Source organism: Parasaccharibacter sp. TMW2.1882 (assembly GCF_023337635.1).
Taxonomy (GTDB): domain Bacteria; phylum Pseudomonadota; class Alphaproteobacteria; order Acetobacterales; family Acetobacteraceae; genus Bombella; species Bombella apis.
Genome location: NZ_NWUT01000001.1, coordinates 698,176 through 716,280, shown reverse-complemented (window position 1 = coordinate 716,280; position 18,105 = coordinate 698,176). Strand labels below are relative to the sequence as shown.

The window sequence follows — 18,105 nt, the reverse complement described above, 5'->3', positions numbered from 1 at the left end:
CCACATGGTTAACGGCTGCCTTCTGCAGGGCAGCCGTTTTCTGTTTCCGCAGCTGTTTTGTCGGGAGAGGGGGACATGGGATGGCATGACTGTCAGCTCATGCTCATGCCGTGGGTACAAGTGAGAGTCTTCGTATCTGTTCTGCAATAATTGTAAGTACTGTTTTTACAAAAGAGAAATATTCATGATACATTATGGATGTATCATGTGGTCTGGATTTGCAAATTAAAAAAATAATTAATTTTTATATGATTATGCAAGTGCTATGAGGCGCCATCCATTCTTTTGTTACAACATGTATTGAGATATTATGCCAGATACTGCACCGTCTCGTCCGCATACTTCCATTTTTCATCAGGAATGGTGGCTTGCTACGGCCAGTCGGCAGGCAGTGTCCTTCATTGATGTGGAAATGGGGGGCAGGGTTGTTTCCCGTTTTCCTTTCGTAATGAAAAAGAGGCTTGGCTCTCCTGTCATCAGGATGCCCAAATATACCCGCACGCTGGGGCCGGATTTTGCTCTGCCCCCCTCAAAAACATTTCGCCAGGAGCAAAATATCAGGCATGTCGTGGACAGGACCGTTGCCAGCCTGCCCAAATATCATGGTGTCCATTTCTATCTGGACCCCGACAATGCGTCCTCCTTTGCGTTCAGGCTGGCTGGGTTCAGGGTGTACCAGGATTTCACCTTCCGCATCATGCCTGAAAAAACGCTGGACATGGCCTGGCAGGATTGTGACCAGAAGACCCGCAACCTCATCCGCACGGCGGATAAAAAACTCACTGTCCAGCAGTCTGGGGATGTGGCTCCGTTCATCGACCTGGTCAGGCAGGAACTGCCACAGAACCATCATGACTATGCCCTGCTGGAAGACCTGTTTACGGAGGCCCGTAATCGGGACCAGGCCATGGCGCTCTATGCTCATGATGGGGGCGTGCCCGTCTCGGCAGCCCTGCTCGTCTGGGATGACAGGGTGCTGTACTACTGGCAGGCCGTCCGTGTCCGCCGCTCCAGAGTGCCGGGCATGAACATGCTGCTGATCTGGAAGGCGATCGAGGAAGCCAAGAGGCGCAACCTGATTTTTGATTTCGATGGTTTCGGGTCTGTCAGAACGGCCAAGATGCTGGCCAGTTTCGGGCAGAAGCCGGTCATAAGGCCGGAAATCCGCTTCGAGACGCCCCTTTACGCCATGAAGTGCCGTCTCATCAATGTTGTCCGGCGGCATGTGCTCAGGAAGTACCGGGGTTACGATCTTTTCTGAGGTCATCATCTGGCCCTGGTTCCGGGGTGGTGGCGCTGATTAGGATTGGCTTTTCCACCACGATTGGGGTAGGAAATCCCTTACGGGGAGAGCTGCGTTCAGGGCGTGGCCGCCATTCCATGTAGCGAGCCGGAGCATTGGGCACAGCCTGTGCGGAGCCGGGTCACAGACAGATTGACGAGGTTTGAATTCATGCATCAGTACCGTACCCATTTCTGCAACGCCCTGCGTGCTGATGATGCAGGCAGGACCGTACGGCTGTCGGGCTGGATTCACAGCAAGCGTGACCATGGCGGGCTGCTCTTCATCGACCTGCGGGACAATTATGGCGTGACGCAGATCGTCGTTCCGTCCGAAGGGGCGCTGCTGGAACAGGCCGAGCGTCTGCGGGTAGAGAGCGTCATCACCGTGACGGGTGAGGTCGTGGTGCGTGAGGAGGGGCAGCGCAACCCTTCCCTGCCAACGGGTGATGTGGAGGTCCGGGCCAGCGGGATTGACGTGCAGTCCCGGGCGGAGGTTCTGCCCTTCCAGGTGGCCGGGCAGGAGAACTATCCCGAGGACCTGCGCCTGAAATACCGTTACATCGACCTGCGCCGGGAGAAGATGCACCGCAACATCATGCTGCGCAGCCAGGTCATCACCAGCCTGCGCCGCCGCATGGTCGAGCAGGGCTTCACGGAATTCCAGACTCCCATCCTGACGGCCTCCTCCCCGGAAGGCGCACGGGACTTCCTCGTTCCGGCCCGTCTGCATCCCGGCAAGTTCTACGCCCTGCCGCAGGCTCCGCAGCAATTCAAGCAGCTGGCGATGGTGGCCGGGTTCGACCGTTATTTCCAGATCGCCCCCTGCTTCCGTGATGAGGCCTCCCGTGCGGACCGCAGCCCTGGCGAGTTCTATCAGCTCGATTTCGAGATGTCCTTCGTCACGCAGGAAGACATCTTCAGCGTGCTGGAGCCGGTTCTGGCTGGCGTGTTCAACGAATTCACACCGGAAGGCTGGAAGATCACGGACGGGGCCTTCCCCCGCATCCCGTATGCCGATGCGATGCGGGATTACGGGTCTGACAAGCCGGACCTCCGCAACCCGCTCATCATCAGGGACGTGACGGAACAGTTCGCTGACTCCGGCTTCGGTCTGTTCGCCCGCATTGCAGCCTCTGGTGGCCGTGTGCGTGCCATCCCCGCACCGGGTGCGGGCAGCCGCCCCCGGGCGTTCTTCGACAAGCTCAATAACTGGGCACGGGATCAGGGGGCTGGGGGCCTCGGTTACATCATCTTTGATGAGGAAGGTGGCAAGGGGCCGATCGCCAAGAACCTGGAAGCTGACCGTGTCGAGAAAATCCGTAAAATCTGCGGCCTGAAGGCCGGTGATGCGGTCTTCTTTGCAGCGGGCAAGGGGGATGAGGTCGTCAAGTTCTCCGGCGTGGTGCGGACGAAGGTGGCGACCGATCTGGATCTCATCGAGAAGAATGCCTTCCGCTTCTGCTGGGTCGTGGACTTCCCGATGTATGAGCGCAACGAGGAAACGGGCGAGATCGACTTCTCCCACAATCCGTTCTCCATGCCGCAGGGCGGTCTGGAAGCCCTGAACACGCAGGACCCGCTGACCATCAAGGCCTATCAGTACGACATCGTCTGTAACGGTGTGGAGCTGTCCTCCGGTGCCGTGCGTAACCACCTGCCGGACGTGATGCTGCGGGCCTTCGAGATCGCCGGTTATGGCCCGGATGTGGTGGAGGCCCGCTTTGGCGGGATGCTCAATGCGTTTCGTTATGGTGCCCCGCCGCATGGTGGCGCTGCGCCAGGTGTGGACCGTATCGTCATGCTGCTGGCCGATGAGCCGAACATCCGTGAGGTCATTCTCTTCCCGCTGAACCAGAGCGGTGAGGACCTGATGATGGAAGCTCCGGCTCCGGTCGAGCCTGCCCGCCTGAAGGAACTTTCCCTCAAGCTGGACCTGCCCAAGCCGAAGCCCTCTGCTGGTGGCAGCAAAGCTCAGGAAAAGCAGGGCTGATTCTGGTTCTCTGATCTGTTGATCTGATCCGGGCAAGGCCGGGGCGGCGCGATCCGCTCCGGCCTTTTTCGTGTCAGGTGTTTCTTCCTGCGCCGCTCTGTCCCATTCTGGGAAAGAAAGGGAAGGAGACCTGTCATGAATTTTGATGAGATCATGCCGGATTATGCGCCGGAAATTGCACCGGACATACGGGAGGAGGTCATGACCATCCTGCGTCAGATCGAGCGGGACCATGATGTTGACATCCTGTTCGCTGTGGAAAGTGGTAGCCGGGCCTGGGGCTTTCCCTCACCGGACAGTGACTACGATGTCCGCTTCATCTACCGTCACAGGCTGGACTGGTACCTGTCCCTGAAGCCGGGCCGGGACGTGATCGAGCTGCCCATTTCCGATGATCTGGACGTGAATGGCTGGGACCTGCGCAAGGCCCTGAACCTGCTGACGAAACCCAATCCAACCCTGATGGAGTGGCTGGTCAGCCCGGTGCGTTATCTGTGGCGGGAGGAAGCGGATGAGCTGGCTGCTTTTGCCAGACAGGTCGAAGCTGGACTGAGCTGCCAGCTTCACTACCTGAATCTGGGCCGCAACAGCTGGAGACGGGCGATCCGGGAGGATGGCAGCACGCATTACAAGCGGCTCTTCTATGCACTTCGTCCAGCCATGGCCTTACGCTGGATGCGCCTGCATGAGCATGGCCAGCCTCCGATGAACTTTCAGGCCCTCTGTCAGGGCTGCGACCTTCCGGCCGCCGTGCTCAGGCCCATCCGGGAGCTGCTGCACCTCAAGTCCAGAAGCCGGGAGCAGCAGAGCGGCCCCTCCATTCCTGCCGTGAATGAGCTGATCGAAGCCGAATTTGCTTACGCCGAGGCCATGACCCTGCCAAGGCCGGGCATGGACGTGCACGAGCAGGCCGAAGCCTTGTTTCGGAAGCTGGTGAAAGCCGAGTTCTAGGAAAGGCTGACCACTACCGGCACATGGTCGGATGGCTTTTCCCGTCCCCGTTCGTCCTTGTCGATGGTGAAGCCGGTCAGGCGGTCGGCAAGGCGGGGGGAGAGCAGGGCATGGTCGATCCGCAGGCCGGAATTGCGCTGGTAGGCTCCGGCCTGATAGTCCCAGAACGTGTAATGCCGCCCCGCAGGGTGCAGGCAGCGCAAGGCGTCCGTCAGACCGGACCAGAGAAGGCGGCGGAAGCCCGCACGGCTTTCCGGGCGGAGCAGGGCATCGCCCGGGGACAGGGCCTTGGGGGCGTAATCCTCTTCTGTCGGGCAGACATTGTAATCCCCGATGAAGGCAAAGGATCGTTCCTCTTTCTGCAGGGTCAGGGACCGCTGGTGCAGGGCCTCAAGAAAGTTCAGCTTTTTGGCGAAACCGGCGTCCCCGCCTGAATTGCCATTGGGCAGGTAGAGATTGCCGATGGTGACCCCTTCAAGCTCCGTCTCGATGTAGCGGGCCTCGTCACTCTCGAAGCCGGGCAGATGATCGGTCGTGACGGTCAGAGGGACACGGCTGATGAGAGCCACTCCATTATAGGCCTTCTGCCCCGCCACGGCGACGTGAAATCCGGCTTCCTCAAAGAGTTTCGGAAACTGGTGCGCCTCGCACTTGATCTCCTGAAGGCACAGCAGGGTGCAGTCCGGGTTACGGTCCAGCCAGTCCTTTACCAGATGGGCACGGGTGCGGATGGAGTTGATGTTCCAGCTGGCAAAGGTCAGGGACATGGGGTGGCGGGCCTCCAGAGTGAAAAGTCAGGCGAGGGAGAAGCTGCTGCCACACCCGCAGGATGAGGCGGCATTGGGGTTGTTGACGGTGAAATGGGCACCCATCAGCTTGTCGATGAAGTCCAGCTCGGCCCCTTCCAGAAGGTCGAAGCTGACGGGGTCGATGAACACGCGGGCCCCGTCCTTTTCGATCAGATGGTCACCAACCTTTTTCTCCCGCACCAGTTTGAACTGGTACTGGAAGCCATTGCATCCTCCGGCGAGAACGGACACACGCAGGGCCATGCCGTCCGGTTCGGACTGCTGGCTGATGATCTCTGCAATGCGGGCAGCTGCCGCCCCTGAAATGCTAAAATCGGCCACGGACAATCTCCATAATCATCACAAAATTTCACGCCATTGCAGCATACATGGCGGAGAGATGTTGACACTATAAGGCCGGCCGCCAAGAATCGAAACCGGAAAGGCTGTATGCTTCGTGCGGCCCGCTCGGATATGGGGATGGCAGATGGAAATGGCCAGATACGCAGTGCAGCGGCAGGGTGCCCGTGGGCGTCAGTTTGCCGAGGAGGAAAGCCGCACCCGCACGCCGTGGCAGCGGGACAGGGACAGGGTGCTTCATTCATCCGGTTTCCGCCAGCTGCAGTACAAGACGCAGGTCTTCCTCAATCACGAGGGGGATTTCTTCCGTACCCGCCTGACCCATTCGCTGGAAGTTGCCCAGATTTCCCGTTCCATTGCCCGGACACTCGGTGTCAACGAGGACCTTGCGGAGGTGATCGCCCTGGCGCATGACCTTGGCCATACGCCTTTCGGTCATGCCGGTGAGGATGCGTTGCAGGCCGCCATGAAGGACTGGGGCGGGTTCGACCACAATATCCAGTCCCTCCGGCAGGTCACCGAGATCGAGGCCCGCTATCATGGTTTCGACGGCCTCAACCTGACATGGGAAACGCTGGAGGGGCTGGCGAAACATCACGGGCCTGTCCGCCGTCCTGCACCGTGGCTGGCCAGTTTTGATGGGCGCTACCCGCTGGAACTCTCCAGCCATGCCTCCGTGGAAGCGCAGATAGCCGCCATCTGTGACGACGTGGCCTATCACGGGCATGACCTTGATGATGGTCTCCGTGCCGGTCTTCTGAGTTTTGAGGACATCGAGGCGGTTCCCCTGCTGAAAACCTGCCTCGAGGAGGCCCGGTCTCTGAACTGGTCAGGGCATGGAGCGTTCGACCGTGACCAGCGTATCCGTCATGAAACGGTCCGGCGTGTCATCAATCGGCTCGTCAGCGACCTGATTGAACAGAGCCGGAAAGTTCTGGATGAGCTGAAGCCGCAGAGTGCCGATGACGTACGCCATGCGGGTCGTGCCATCGTCGAATTCTCTCCGGAAATGGCAGACCGGAACAAGGAAATCCGCACATTCCTTCACGCCCGGATGTATCGCCACTGGCGTGTCCGGCGGATGACCCGCAAGGCCCGCATCGCTCTGGCCGACATATGTGCCATTCTGGGGGATGAGCCGGAACTTCTGCCCACGCCCTGGCAGGAGCTGGCCCTGGAGCGGCGACGTGCAGGCAACGAGGCTGCTGCACGTCGTGTCGTGGCTGATTATATTGCCGGGATGACAGACCGTTTCGCCATGGAGGAACATCGCCGCCTGATGGACCTGTCCGTTCTGGGGTAAGAGGTTGCAAGAATCGCCTGTTCTGGCAGCGAGTGCCTGCTGGGCTGTTCCAAAAAGAGGCGGTGGCTTTTATAGTGGCACGGAACAAGGATGGCAGGCAGTTCTGGTGGCCTGTCATGTAGTGGATCATGACCCCCTTTCAGGGGATTTTGACAGGTTGGATAGAGAAAGTTGCAGAATATGGCCGGCATTGCCCCGACAGCATCATCCCCGGATTGTCTTTTCGCCATCATGCGGGAGAAGGTCGTAACAGCTCTCAAGGCCGTTCTGCCAGACCTGCCGGACGATGTCGCAGCCCGGGTGGAGGTCACGCCTCCCCGTGATGCCGCCCATGGGGACATGGCCACCAATGCCGCCCTGCTGGCCGCCAAGCCCGCAAAGCGCAAGCCGTTCGAAATCGCCAGGGAGCTGGTGGCCGAGCTGGCCGCCCTGCCGGAGATCGCCCATGTGGAGATGGCCGGTCCGGGCTTCGTGAACATGACGCTGAAGCCGGAGCTGTTCCACGATGTCGCCCGGGCCGTGCTGAAGCGTGGGGCCGCCTATGGGCGGTCCACCCTCGGGGCGGGGCGCCGTGCCAATGTGGAATATGTGTCCGCCAACCCGACAGGCCCGATGCATGTCGGTCATTGCCGTGGTGCTGTTGTGGGGGATGCGCTGGCCAACCTGCTGGAGGCGGCAGGTTTCAGGGTCACACGGGAGTATTATGTCAATGATGCCGGGGCACAGGTCATCGCCCTGACATGGGCCGCCTACTGGCGCTACCTTCAGGCCATCGGTACGGATATTCCTGCCGAGGAATTCGGAGAGCTGGCACCCAGCGGACTGCAATATCAGGGTGAGTATCTCATTGCCGTCGGGCAGGCACTGGCCGAAAAGCATGGTCGCTCCCTCGCATCCGCCGATGGTGGCGTGGCCCCGGTAGACACATGGTTCGGGACCGTCCGTGCGGAAGCCCTTGAGCACATGATGGGCATGATCCGGGATGATCTTGCCGCTCTGGGTATCCATCACGAGATTTTCAGCAGCGAGGCCGAAGTGCTGAAGAGCGGCGAGGTTGATGCCGCCATTGCCAGCCTTGAGACGCGTGGCCTGCTTTACGAAGGCGTGCTGGAGCCCCCCAAGGGCAAGAAGCTGGAAGACTGGGAAGCCCGCCCGCAGACGCTGTTCCGTTCCACCGAATTCGGTGACGATCAGGACCGTGCCCTGCGGAAGTCTGACGGGTCCAACACCTACTTCGCCAATGATGTCGGCTATCACGCCCGCAAGGCGTCCCGCTCCGATCTGCTGATCGATGTTCTGGGAGCCGATCATGGCGGGTATGTCTCCCGCATGAGGGCTGCCGTCGCCGCCCTGACGGAAGGGAAGACGGATTTTGAGGTCGTCATGTGCCAGATCGTCCGTGTGGTGAAGGACGGTGAGCCGGTGCGCATGTCCAAGCGGGCCGGAACCTTCGTCACGCTGCGGGATCTGATTGATGAGGTGGGCCGGGATGCCGTGCGCTTCACCATGCTGACCCGCAAGGCCGATGCGCAGATGGAGTTCGATCTGAACGCCGTCGTGGCGCAGACCCGGGACAACCCGGTCTTCTACGTCAACTATGCCCATGCACGCTGTCGGTCCGTCCTGCGGTTGGGGGAAGAAACCTATGGTGCCGCCGCCGTGACGGACGAGGCGCTCGCCGGGCAGGACCTGTCCATCCTGACAGCGGATGAGGAGCTGGCCGTCCTGCGCCGCATTGCCAGCCTGCCACGGCAGGTCGAGGCTGCCGCTCTTGCCCGGGAGCCGCACCGCATCGCCACATACTGCATCGATCTGGCATCGGACTTCCATGCGCTCTGGAACCGGGGACGTGAGGAAACCAGCCTGCGTTTCATCCAGGATGATGCACCGGAGGCCAGCAAGGCCCGGCTGGCCCTCGTGGCCGCCATTGCCTCAACATTGCGGATCGGCCTTGGCATCCTTGGTGTCGAAGCCGTAGAGGAGCTGCGCTGAACCATGTCCATGCCGGACGATCACCATAACGACATAGCGCCCCCTCAGGCTGATGACCGCCTGGGGGGAGGAAGCCGCAGGCCGCCCCGCAGCCGCCCTGATGAATCTCGGGGAGAACGGGCCGAGGTACGGTCAGGCCTGCTGGCGTCGCTCATGGGGGGGCAGTCCGGCACACGGGGATTGATGCTGCTTGGCGTGATCGGGGCTGCGCTGCTGCTGGGGATTGGTGGGGTCTGGAGCTGGATGGCCAGCCATCATCCGTCTGGTGTTCCGGTCATCGGTCCGCCACCTTACCCTGTGAAGGATCGTCCGGCTGATCCGGGTGGCATGATGGTCATGGGCGATGACACCACGAAGAGCGATGTGACCGGTCGTGGAGCCGTGCATCTGGCTCCCCCGCCTGAACAGCCGGATGCCAGCCTGCTGGCCGGTCGTCTGGCACCGTCCGCCTCCGAGCCTGGGGCAGGAGAAGCGGCCCAGAAGGTAGCGTCTGCCAATAGCGGGCCGGCAGGGGATGCAGTGTCGCCCGGGAAACAGGTGGCTGCCCCCGGAGGGGACGCGGATGCTGGAAAAGGTGGCGTGACCCAGGGCGGGGACATCCAGAGCACGTCCCTGCCGCCAGATGATACGGCGGATCAGACGGCAAAGGGAGATGTGGCGGATAAGGGGGCGTCCTCAGCCACAGTGTCCGCACCGAAGAAGCGTGAGCCATCATCCGATGCTGGGGATGAGGCCGATGAGGCGGACAACAGCCCGGATGAGGCCAGCAGCAGGGTGGAGACGCCAAAGCGGAAGACACCGCCGGCCCGCAAGGCTGCTGGGGATGATGTGTCTGATGAGGCGTTGCCGCCGCCTGTACCCGCCCGGGCAAAGCCTGCCACCCCGATGGTGTCTTCTGAGGGACCCCGCAGAAAGGCTGCTGAAACAGGTGCGGCAGGGCGGTATGAGGTCCAGCTTGCTGCTCTGGCCAGTGAGGATCAGGCCCGGCAGGAATGGAGCCGCCTGCGCCACAGGCTGCCCGACCTTCTGGGAGGGTATGATCCGGTCTACCGGAAGGTGGAACGGGACGGGAAAACCTTCATTCGGCTGCGCATAGGCGGGTTCGAAGACAGGGCGGCGGCACGCCAGCTCTGTGTCCGGCTGCATGCACAGGCACAGGCCTGCGCCGTGGCGACGAACTGATCGTGGCAGCATCAGCCAGTGAGTGACGCATTGCATCTCGTGCTGGAGGGATTCGAGGGACCGCTGGACCTTCTGCTTGACCTTGCACGTTCCCAGAAGGTGGACCTCCAGCAGATTTCCATTCTCCAGCTCAGTGAGCAGTATCTGGAGGTTGTGGAGCGGGCCCGGCAGGGGGCGGCGGCCCTGCGGCTGGAAATTGCGGCGGACTGGCTCGTCATGGCAGCCTGGCTGGCGTGGCTGAAGTCCCGCCTTCTTCTGCCCTCGGCCGAGCAGGATGATGAAGCGGAGGATGCTGCGGGCCAGCTGCATGAGCGGTTGATCGACTTGGAGCAGATGCACCGGGCGGCCGCCTGGCTGGAGGAACAGCCACGGCTGGGACGGGATGTTTTCGCCCGGGCCGAGGCGGAAAATCACACACGGATTGAAATGGCACCGCTGAAGGGGGATGTGCCGTCCCTTGTTCTGGCCTATCTGGCGGCACGGCGGCGGGGAGGGCGCAAGCGGACCTATTCCCCCCGTGTGGCACGGTACTGGAGTGCCCAGCAGGCGCGGGAGGCTCTGGCTCGCCTGCTGGGGCGCAGGCGGGTGGCAGGCTGGCAGTCCCTGACAGATGTTCTGCCAGAGCTGATGGAAGGTGGAGCGCTGGAGAAGCGGGCTGCTTTGGCCGGTGCCCTGATGGCCGGGCTGGAAATGGCTCGTGGCGGCAGGCTGGAGCTGCGGCAGGACAGGGCCTTCGGCACTATTGAATGGCGGGAAAGAGAGGAGACCGGGCATGAATGAGAGAGGGCCAGCCTTTCAGGAGCTCCCGCCGGACATGGCCGGGCAGGATGAGTTTGCCAGAGCTGTGAGCCTCGTGGAGGCTCTGCTTTTTGCCAGTGCAGGGCCGGTGACGGCCAGCAGCATTGTGGGGCTTCTGCGGGAGCAGGGGCTGGAGGCACAGGCCGACAGTCCGGGTGCCGTGCTGGATGGGGTAGCCCAGCGGTACAGGGGCCATGCGGTGGAGCTTCAGGCCATTTCCGGTGGCTGGCAGTTTCGGACGAGAGCCATGTTCGGCCCGGCTCTGGCACGGGTGATCGAGCGGCCGAGACGGCTGAGCCAGGGGACACTGGAGGCTCTGGCCATCGTGGCCTATCACCAGCCCTGCACCCGGGTGGAGATCGAGACGATCCGCGGGGTCCGGCTGGGGCAGAGCATTCTTGATACATTGCTGGAGGAAGGGCTGATCACGCCCAAGGGTCGCAAGGAGGTACCGGGCCGTCCCGTACTGTGGGGAACGACGCCCCAGTTTCTGAAACTGTTTGGCCTTGCAAGCCTTGCAGACCTGCCCCGTAGGGAGGAATTGCTTTTCGAGCCTTCTTCCGATGGGGCGGGAACTGGGCTAGAAGACACCATACAGCCTTCATGAGGGGAGATGGCCACCGATGTTCGACCTGAGCTGGACAGAAATTGCCCTTCTGGTGATCGTGGCCCTCGTCTGCATCGGCCCCAAGGACCTTCCGGTAGCCATGCGGACCCTGTCCAGAGCCATAAAGGGCATCCGTCGGTTGGGGGCAGAGTTCCAGCAGCATATTGATGAGATGGTCAAGGAGGCGGATCTCAGCGAGGCGAGGGACCAGCTGCGGGAGATCAGGCAGTTCAGCCCACGGGAGCAGCTGCGCAGGGCCATTGACCCGGACCGCTCGCTGGACAGGCAGCTGGATGTTGGGCGGCAGGAAGGGATGCCCATGGCGCCTCCACCGCCACCACCACCACCTCCACCACCGCCCGCACCGGGCAGTGAGGAGTTGGGGGGCTCCCGGTCCCATGTTCCCCCCGCCCAGCCTCATAACGCCCGTATGCAGGCACAGGCAGAAGCGCTGGAGCGTGCCCCGGCCATCCTTCCTCCGACAACAGCCCTGCGGTTGATCGAGGAATCCCGTTACTGGCACCGTCCGGCATTTCTTCCGCCGGAGATTGCCCTGCATAATGGTCGTCGTGCGGCCATCCTGACAGCAGCCCAGCCCTCTGAGAGCATGAAAGGAGAGCCGCAGCATGGTTCAGCCTGAGACATCCGGTGATACGGCACGGACACCCGCCCAGCAGGTGGAGCAGCCTGCTGGGGCGCCGGGGGGCGGAACGGTGCCAGGGCAGGCGCAGGAGCGCAGCGTGGCCGGTGATACGCCCATGCCCCTGCTTGATCATCTGATGGAACTGCGGCGGCGGCTCATCTGGTCTCTGGCAACCTTTGTGGTGGCCTTTCTCGTCTGCTATCATTTTTCCGGCGAGATATACCGGTTTCTGGCGGCGCCTCTGGCCAGCATCATGCGGCAGAAGGGCGAGCAGCCGCATCTCATCTATACCGCCCTGTACGAGGCTTTCTTCACCTATGTGCGTGTGGCCGTGTTCGGGGCGTTCTTCCTGTCTTTTCCCATGATGGCCATCCAGGCATGGATATTCATTGCGCCGGGTCTGTACCGCAATGAGAAGAAGGCGTTCGCCCCGTTCCTGATCGCCACGCCGCTGCTGTTTCTGGCCGGGGCGGCGCTGGCCTATTATCTGGTCTTCCCGTTTGCGTGGAAGTTCTTCCTGTCCTTCCAGCAGCTTGGTGGTGAGAACCAGATGGGGATTGAACTTCAGGCCCGCGTGTCGGAATATCTGAATCTGGTCACGAAGATGATCATGGCCTTTGGCATCTGTTTCGAGCTGCCTGTGGTGCTGACCCTTCTGGTCCGGGCCGGACTGGTGGGTACGGCCCTGCTGCGGCGCATCCGCCGTTATGCCTATGTCGGCGCCTTCGCCATTGCGGCGGTCATCGCCCCGCCGGATGCCATCACCATGCTTGGGCTGGCCATACCGCTGGTCGGGCTGTACGAGGTGTCCATCCTTGCCGCCCGCATGGTCGAGCCGAAGCCGGTTACGGCCGATGATGATGAGGCCCTGCCCGAGCGTGGGGACGCCGCCTGAAGGCGACATTTCCCCGGCAGGGGAAACTGGTATAGACAGACCCTGACAGTTGTAGAGACCCAGCGGAGTATCCCGACCCATGCATGACCTCAAAGCCCTACGTGCAGACCCCGCCGCTTTTGATGCCGCCCTTGCCCGTCGTGGCCTGCCCGCCGTGGCTGAATCCCTCGTGAAGGAGGATGAGCAGCGCCGTGCCGCCCTGGCCGAGTTGCAGGAGGCACAGGGACAGAGAAAAGGGCTGGCCAAGGAAATCGGACAGGCCAAGCGCAAAGGTGAGGATACGGCCGGGATCGAGGCCCGTGGTGCCGCCCTGCGGGACCAGATCACCACGCTGGAAGCCCGGGCCAATGAGATACAGAAGCGTATTGATGACGTTCTCCAGAGCCTGCCGAACCAGCTGGATGCGGGCGTGCCTGATGGCCGGGATGAAAACGATAATGTGGTCGTGCATCAGCGGGGGGAGGTACCGTCCTTCGCTTTCGAGGCGAAGCAGCATTTCGAGCTGGGCGAGGCTCTGGGCATGATGGACTTCCCCTCCGCGGGAAAAATTGCCGGGTCCCGCTTCGTGATGCTGCGGGGCGCCCTGGCCCGGCTGGAGCGGGCACTGGGGCAGTTCATGCTGGATACCCATACGGGTGAATTCGGTTATGAGGAAGTGACTGTCCCTCTGCTCGTCAATGATGCAGCCATGTATGGCACGGACAAGCTGCCGAAATTTGCCGAGGATTCCTTCCATACCGATGATGGCCGCTGGCTGATCCCGACCGGTGAAGTGCCGCTGACGGCCTCCGTCATGGGGGACATCCTGCCCGCCGAGAGCCTGCCACGCCGCATGACGACCCTTTCCACCTGTTTCCGGTCCGAGGCCGGGTCGGCAGGGCGGGACGTGCGGGGGATGCTCCGTCAGCATCAGTTTACCAAATGTGAGCTGGTGTCCGTTGTGGCACCAGAGGAGAGCGAGGCGGAGCATGAGCGCATGACCCGTGCTGCGGAAACGGTGTTGGGAAGGCTGGGCCTGCCCTTCCGCCGGGTGCTGCTCTGTGCCGGGGATACGGGCTTTGGTGCGGCAAAGACGTACGATCTGGAAGCTTGGCTGCCGGGGCAGCAGGCATGGCGTGAGGTGTCGTCCTGCTCCAACACGAGGGACTTTCAGGCCCGCCGCATGAATGCCCGGATGCGCCGGGAGAAGACGACGGTTTTCGTCCATACCCTCAACGGCTCCGGCCTTGCTGTGGGCCGGGTCATGATCGCCCTGATGGAAGTCCACCAGCAGGAAGATGGCAGCATCAGGGTGCCGGAGGTTCTGCGCCACTACATGGGTGGTCTGGACGTCATCCGGGCCTGAAAAAGCAGGAGGGATCATCCGTATCGGCTGGGATAGGGATGATTGCCTGATGGTGCTTGAGGCCTGAAAAATATTTCCATTGAGTCATGAGCCTGCTTGCTGGTCAGTGGCGGGGGGCGTGTGATAGATGTCGTGGACTTGATCATGTGCAGGCGGCATGGACGCTCTGGCATATTTTGTTTTTCAGGATAACTCATGACACTGCTTCGTTCTCTGGGATGTGCCTTTGCTGTGGGTACATTGGCCCTGTCTGCCTGCTCATCATCTATCGGGCCACACAACATGCGGCGCGACCGGCTGGATTATGAGAAGGAGATGAGTCGGCAGCAGAATCAGGAGATGCTCTTCAACATCGTGCAGCTCCGCTATTCCCTGTCACCTACATTGATCGAACCGACACAGATCATCTCGGCCTATACGGCAGAGACGAATACCAGTGCGAACATCAGCGGTACGCCCTGGATTCAGGGTGCCGGGGGAACACTGGGCGGCTCGCTGGGCTATTCCTATAGTGACAGCCCGACGGTGACGTATCAGCCGGTTTCCGGGATGCAGTTCTCGGTCAACATCCTGCGGCCCATCTCACCGCAGACGCTTCTGCCGCTGATTTCCAGCGGTCTGCCGGTCGATACGCTGTTGCAGATGACGATGCAGTCCATCGGTCCAGCCAGCAACACGACCAGCACGATTGCCGGGACGGAAGGCAAGGAAGCTTCCATCCGTTTCACCTATCTGCTGCGGGCACTGCGGAAACTCCAGGCAGGCAATGCGCTGAGTATCCGGAGCATTGCGCCGACACCGGCAACCAAGACGCAACCCGCTCAGCCAGAACGGACCTTCATCCTGCTGCCCCACAGCAGTGCGCCGGAGATTACCGAGCTTCAGGGGCAGGTGCGGCAGGCTCTCCAGCTTCCGCCGGGCTGTGAACAGGCCGAGGTCATCTATGGCCGTACGGCGGATCATCCGGGCCAGGTGGCGATGGTGACACGTTCCATGCTGTCGATCTGGGAAGACGTTGCGAGCACGATGGAAGTGCCGCAGAAGATGGTGGACAAGGGCGTGACGGCTCCGTCCGTGGTCCGTGGTCCGAACGAACCGCAGCCGGCCATCATCATTCATTGCAGTCCGGAGAAACCCAGCAACGAGCAGGCTTATACCTCCGTCGAGTATGAGGGATCATGGTACTGGATTGCCAAGGATGATCTGGCCAGCAAGCTGGCTTTTTCGATGCTTCAGTTCATTCATGCCATTGCGGAGACAGCTTCTGCCAAGGGGGCCATGGTCACCATTCCCAGCCGCTGAGGCTGACTGGCTGACCTGAAACAGGAACGGGCGTGCCTTGTGAAAGGCCCGCCCGTTTTTTGTGGTGGATTATTCCTTCCTGCGCCGTTTGTGTGGTTTTTTCTTCTCGAAGCCTCCAGCCTTGCCTCGTGGCCCTTTGGGCCGACCATGGTTTTCCTGGCGCCCGGGAGGGCCAGTCCGGCGGCCCTGATGACGGCGGGAGGATTCACGCATCCGGCTCTGGGTGCGGAGAACCTGTTCGATCCATTCATCGAGAATGGCGGCATTGCGTTCGGCAACGATGAGTTCCGGATAGTTCTCCGGGAAGCGCATGGCCAGCCACCGCCATGTGACAAGGCGACGATGGCGTTTCTCGGCCCGTTCCAGCTCTTCCCGCCCGGCCGTGGCCGCAGCGGGGAGGCGGCCCGTGCCGGGGGGGAAGATGCGCTGCCCACGGGCATGGAGGGCGGCCCATTCCACAAGGCGGGGGATGCCGTTGTCCCGTGTGTTGATCGGGCACATGGCGTAGGTCCAGCGGGTGGAGAGGTCCAGCCCGTCCACGCCTTCCAGTGCGGCGGCAATTTCCAGAGCCTGCTCCATGTCGGCCAGACGGTAATTTGGGTCATCAGGGCGGAGGACGGCCCGCTTGATGCGGGTCAGCACGCCGTAAAGGCTGTCTGATCCCATTTCCTGCGCAACGGCCTGCACGATGTCCGCATCGGGCTGGACGAGGGGGCGGAGTTCCAGCGTGGGTTCCGGCGGAGCGTCCAGCATCTGGCGGATGAAGCTGGGGCGGCCTGCCCCTTCCAGCACGCAGACCAGTCCTTCCTCATGCTTGCCGAAACGGCCTGCCCGTCCACCGATCTGTTTGACTTCCTGCGAGACAAGGTTGCGTGTCTGCCGTCCGTCATATTTGCGCAGCGTGCTGAACACCACCCGGCGGATGGAGAGGTTGAGGCCCATGCCGATGGCATCCGTCGCGATGAGGATGTCCGCTTCACCCCGGTTGAAGCGGGCGGCCTCGGCCCGGCGGACTTCCGGGCTTAGGGCACCATAGATGACGGCGACCCGGCGGTTATGGGCCATCAGTTCGGCCCGGAGGTCCAGCACGTCCCGGCGGGAAAAGGCGATGAGGGCATCACCGGCCCGCAGGTCCGTCAGGGCCAGTGTTCCGGCGGGGCGGAGCGGGCTTTTGCGCTCCAGATGGATCTCATCCACCGGGTCATTGCAGAGTTCGGCAATGCGCTTGACGAGCGGGATGCAGTCCGCCGCTCCGAGGATGAAGACGTGCCGTGCCGGAACGCCCATGATGGCGGCCGTCCACGCCGCTCCCCGGTCCGGGTCGCTGAGCATCTGGGCCTCATCAATGATGGCTACGTCAACAGGGTTGCTGAAGGGGCACATCTCCACCGTGGCGGCCAGATGGCGGGCCGTGGGGTCGATGATGCGTTCTTCTCCGGTTGTCAGTGAGGCCGGAACACCCCGGCTGAGCATGGCTTCCCGGAATTCATGGGCCAGCAGCCGGAGGGGGGCGAGGGCCAGACCGCTCTCTGCCTGGGAGAGGGCCTCCAGTGCCGTGTGGGACTTGCCGGAATTGGTCGGGCCGGTCACCAGCGTGATGCGGCGTTTCAGCGCACGGGCAGTGCGGAAATGGGCGGCGAAGCGGTCCAGTGCGGCGACACGGGCGATGGCCGCATTGCCCTTGCGGGCCTGCGGGCTGTCATCATAGCCGTCACTCTCCTTCTGGCCCGTGCCACGTCGCCAGCTGTTGAGCAGGGGGCGGCATTTTTTCAGCTCTGCCGGGTCGAAATGGAAAATTTCCAGCCCGTCCGGCTGCATGTCCCGCTTGGCGACGGGGATGCGGTTCTCGGCGATCCAGCGCAGGGCCTCCCGGCGGGAGCAGTGCAGCAGGGCAGGAACCTTCTCGAAGCCGACAAGGGTGGCTTCCCAGTCCCTGATCTTCTGGAGTTCCCGTGCCCGGCGGGCTTCGGCCCTAGCCCGGATATCTTCCTGCTCCCGTGCCCGGCGTTCCTCCTCAAGGATCATCTCATCCTCGAAGCCAAGGTCCACGCCACCAAAGGCCCGGGCGATGCTGTGGGAGAGCCGTTCAATCTGCGTGCCGGAGAGGAAGGTGCCGACATCGGCAAAGTCCGCCCGCATGTCGTCCAGCACCCGCAGGGGGGTGTCTGCCATGTCCCGCCAGCGTTCTTCCAGCACGCTTTCCAGCACGGCGTTCTGGCCGTTCTCGTCAATCAGCGGATCGCTGATGCGTTCGGCCGCCAGAAGGACATCGGCCTTGCGGACCCAGACATCTCCGTTGCGATGGGCACGGTTCATCATGCCACTGGCCCAGCTGCGGCGGCGGACCTGGCAGAGCGCATGGAGCAGCTCGGCCTCGTTGATCTCCGTCTTGTCGGCTCCCAGCCGGCGGGCGACCTGCCGCAGGAGGGAGGCCCGTTCCCGTGGGGTGATGGCCAGGTGCGCCCCAAAGGCAGATTCAGCCTGTTCGAGGGCACGTTCTGCCGGGGAGGCGGGGGTGAAGGAGGAGGGATCGTGGGGCTGGGAACTGTCTGTCATGCAGGTGTTTTCAGGAGGGCAGGGCCGGGAAGTCAAGAGAAAAGGGGGCATGGCGTCCCGTTTCTGGTGACAATCGGGTAAAAGAAAGGCATGTTGTCGAACATGCCGG

15 protein-coding genes are annotated in these 18,105 nt (G+C 62.1%); 12 read left to right on the top strand and 3 right to left on the bottom strand.

From position 1 onward, the window contains the following. The first annotated feature begins 310 nt into the window (after nt 1–310). The 3 genes from CO583_RS03365 (at nt 311) to CO583_RS03355 (ending at nt 4,225) form a co-directional block, all read left to right on the top strand. Complete coding sequence (locus CO583_RS03365) at nt 311–1,261, top strand: GNAT family N-acetyltransferase (protein WP_081562980.1); 951 nt, start codon at nt 311–313, stop codon at nt 1,259–1,261. A 192-nt stretch (nt 1,262–1,453) separates the two neighbouring features. Then, complete coding sequence (gene aspS, locus CO583_RS03360) at nt 1,454–3,274, top strand: aspartate--tRNA ligase (protein ID WP_248630386.1); 1,821 nt, start codon at nt 1,454–1,456, stop codon at nt 3,272–3,274. A 135-nt stretch (nt 3,275–3,409) separates the two neighbouring features. Further along, nucleotides 3,410–4,225: a nucleotidyltransferase domain-containing protein gene (locus CO583_RS03355; protein ID WP_248630387.1), complete on the top strand. Its 816-nt coding sequence runs from the start codon at nt 3,410–3,412 to the stop codon at nt 4,223–4,225. Here CO583_RS03355 and xth read toward each other — a convergent pair. Next, nucleotides 4,222–4,992 (bottom strand): exodeoxyribonuclease III, encoded by a 771-nt coding sequence (gene xth, locus CO583_RS03350; protein ID WP_248630388.1) that lies wholly within the window; start codon nt 4,990–4,992, stop codon nt 4,222–4,224. The two genes, CO583_RS03355 and xth, sit on opposite strands and share 4 nt — an antisense overlap. Before the next feature lie 27 nt (nt 4,993–5,019). Further along, on the bottom strand, nt 5,020–5,355 hold the full coding sequence (locus tag CO583_RS03345; protein WP_248630389.1) for an iron-sulfur cluster assembly accessory protein: 336 nt from the start codon (nt 5,353–5,355) through the stop codon (nt 5,020–5,022). A 145-nt stretch (nt 5,356–5,500) separates the two neighbouring features. On the opposite strand from CO583_RS03345, the gene CO583_RS03340 reads away from it, so the two are divergent. The 9 genes from CO583_RS03340 (at nt 5,501) to CO583_RS03300 (ending at nt 15,440) form a co-directional block, all read left to right on the top strand. Further along, entirely contained in the window at nt 5,501–6,676 is a 1,176-nt protein-coding gene (locus CO583_RS03340) for a deoxyguanosinetriphosphate triphosphohydrolase (protein ID WP_248630390.1), read from the top strand. A gap of 180 nt (nt 6,677–6,856) precedes the next feature. After that, the gene (gene argS, locus CO583_RS03335; protein WP_408902051.1) at nt 6,857–8,668 is read left to right on the top strand and encodes an arginine--tRNA ligase; all 1,812 of its coding nucleotides are present in this window, start codon (nt 6,857–6,859) and stop codon (nt 8,666–8,668) included. 3 nt (nt 8,669–8,671) lie between these two features. After that, nucleotides 8,672–9,850, top strand: a complete 1,179-nt coding sequence (locus CO583_RS03330) for an SPOR domain-containing protein (protein ID WP_248630391.1) — start codon at nt 8,672–8,674, stop codon at nt 9,848–9,850. An 18-nt stretch (nt 9,851–9,868) separates the two neighbouring features. Continuing rightward, the gene (locus CO583_RS03325; RefSeq protein WP_081562984.1) at nt 9,869–10,630 is read left to right on the top strand and encodes a ScpA family protein; all 762 of its coding nucleotides are present in this window, start codon (nt 9,869–9,871) and stop codon (nt 10,628–10,630) included. Beyond that, nucleotides 10,623–11,255, top strand: a complete 633-nt coding sequence (gene scpB, locus CO583_RS03320) for an SMC-Scp complex subunit ScpB (RefSeq protein ID WP_081562985.1) — start codon at nt 10,623–10,625, stop codon at nt 11,253–11,255. Before CO583_RS03325 ends, scpB begins: the two co-directional genes overlap by 8 nt. Before the next feature lie 16 nt (nt 11,256–11,271). Next, on the top strand, nt 11,272–11,895 hold the full coding sequence (gene tatB, locus CO583_RS03315) for a Sec-independent protein translocase protein TatB (protein ID WP_052349119.1): 624 nt from the start codon (nt 11,272–11,274) through the stop codon (nt 11,893–11,895). Between the two features lie 118 nt (nt 11,896–12,013). Then, nucleotides 12,014–12,793 carry a twin-arginine translocase subunit TatC gene (tatC, locus tag CO583_RS03310; protein ID WP_249103225.1) on the top strand — a complete coding sequence of 260 codons (780 nt, stop codon included), beginning with the start codon at nt 12,014–12,016 and terminating at the stop codon, nt 12,791–12,793. A 79-nt stretch (nt 12,794–12,872) separates the two neighbouring features. Further along, a complete protein-coding gene (serS, locus tag CO583_RS03305) occupies nt 12,873–14,138 on the top strand; it encodes a serine--tRNA ligase (protein WP_248630394.1) in 1,266 nt (421 codons plus the stop codon). A 195-nt stretch (nt 14,139–14,333) separates the two neighbouring features. Beyond that, a complete protein-coding gene (locus CO583_RS03300; protein WP_052349118.1) occupies nt 14,334–15,440 on the top strand; it encodes a hypothetical protein in 1,107 nt (368 codons plus the stop codon). Between the two features lie 69 nt (nt 15,441–15,509). On the opposite strand, the gene CO583_RS03295 is transcribed toward CO583_RS03300, so the two are convergent. After that, complete coding sequence (locus CO583_RS03295) at nt 15,510–17,996, bottom strand: helicase-related protein (RefSeq protein ID WP_248630395.1); 2,487 nt, start codon at nt 17,994–17,996, stop codon at nt 15,510–15,512. Between the last annotated feature and the right edge of the window lie 109 nt (nt 17,997–18,105).

Bases quoted from the DNA above. Each gene is read 5' to 3' on its own strand.
- CO583_RS03365 (WP_081562980.1), top strand. From the start codon at position 311: ATGCCAGATACTGCACCGTCTCGTCCGCATACTTCCATTTTTCATCAG.
- aspS (WP_248630386.1), top strand. From the start codon at position 1,454: ATGCATCAGTACCGTACCCATTTCTGCAACGCCCTGCGTGCTGATGAT.
- CO583_RS03355 (WP_248630387.1), top strand. From the start codon at position 3,410: ATGAATTTTGATGAGATCATGCCGGATTATGCGCCGGAAATTGCACCG.
- xth (WP_248630388.1), bottom strand. From the start codon at position 4,992: ATGTCCCTGACCTTTGCCAGCTGGAACATCAACTCCATCCGCACCCGT.
- CO583_RS03340 (WP_248630390.1), top strand. From the start codon at position 5,501: ATGGAAATGGCCAGATACGCAGTGCAGCGGCAGGGTGCCCGTGGGCGT.
- argS (WP_408902051.1), top strand. From the start codon at position 6,857: ATGGCCGGCATTGCCCCGACAGCATCATCCCCGGATTGTCTTTTCGCC.
- CO583_RS03330 (WP_248630391.1), top strand. From the start codon at position 8,672: ATGTCCATGCCGGACGATCACCATAACGACATAGCGCCCCCTCAGGCT.
- scpB (WP_081562985.1), top strand. From the start codon at position 10,623: ATGAATGAGAGAGGGCCAGCCTTTCAGGAGCTCCCGCCGGACATGGCC.
- tatB (WP_052349119.1), top strand. From the start codon at position 11,272: ATGTTCGACCTGAGCTGGACAGAAATTGCCCTTCTGGTGATCGTGGCC.
- tatC (WP_249103225.1), top strand. From the start codon at position 12,014: ATGCCCCTGCTTGATCATCTGATGGAACTGCGGCGGCGGCTCATCTGG.
- serS (WP_248630394.1), top strand. From the start codon at position 12,873: ATGCATGACCTCAAAGCCCTACGTGCAGACCCCGCCGCTTTTGATGCC.
- CO583_RS03300 (WP_052349118.1), top strand. From the start codon at position 14,334: ATGACACTGCTTCGTTCTCTGGGATGTGCCTTTGCTGTGGGTACATTG.
- CO583_RS03295 (WP_248630395.1), bottom strand. From the start codon at position 17,996: ATGACAGACAGTTCCCAGCCCCACGATCCCTCCTCCTTCACCCCCGCC.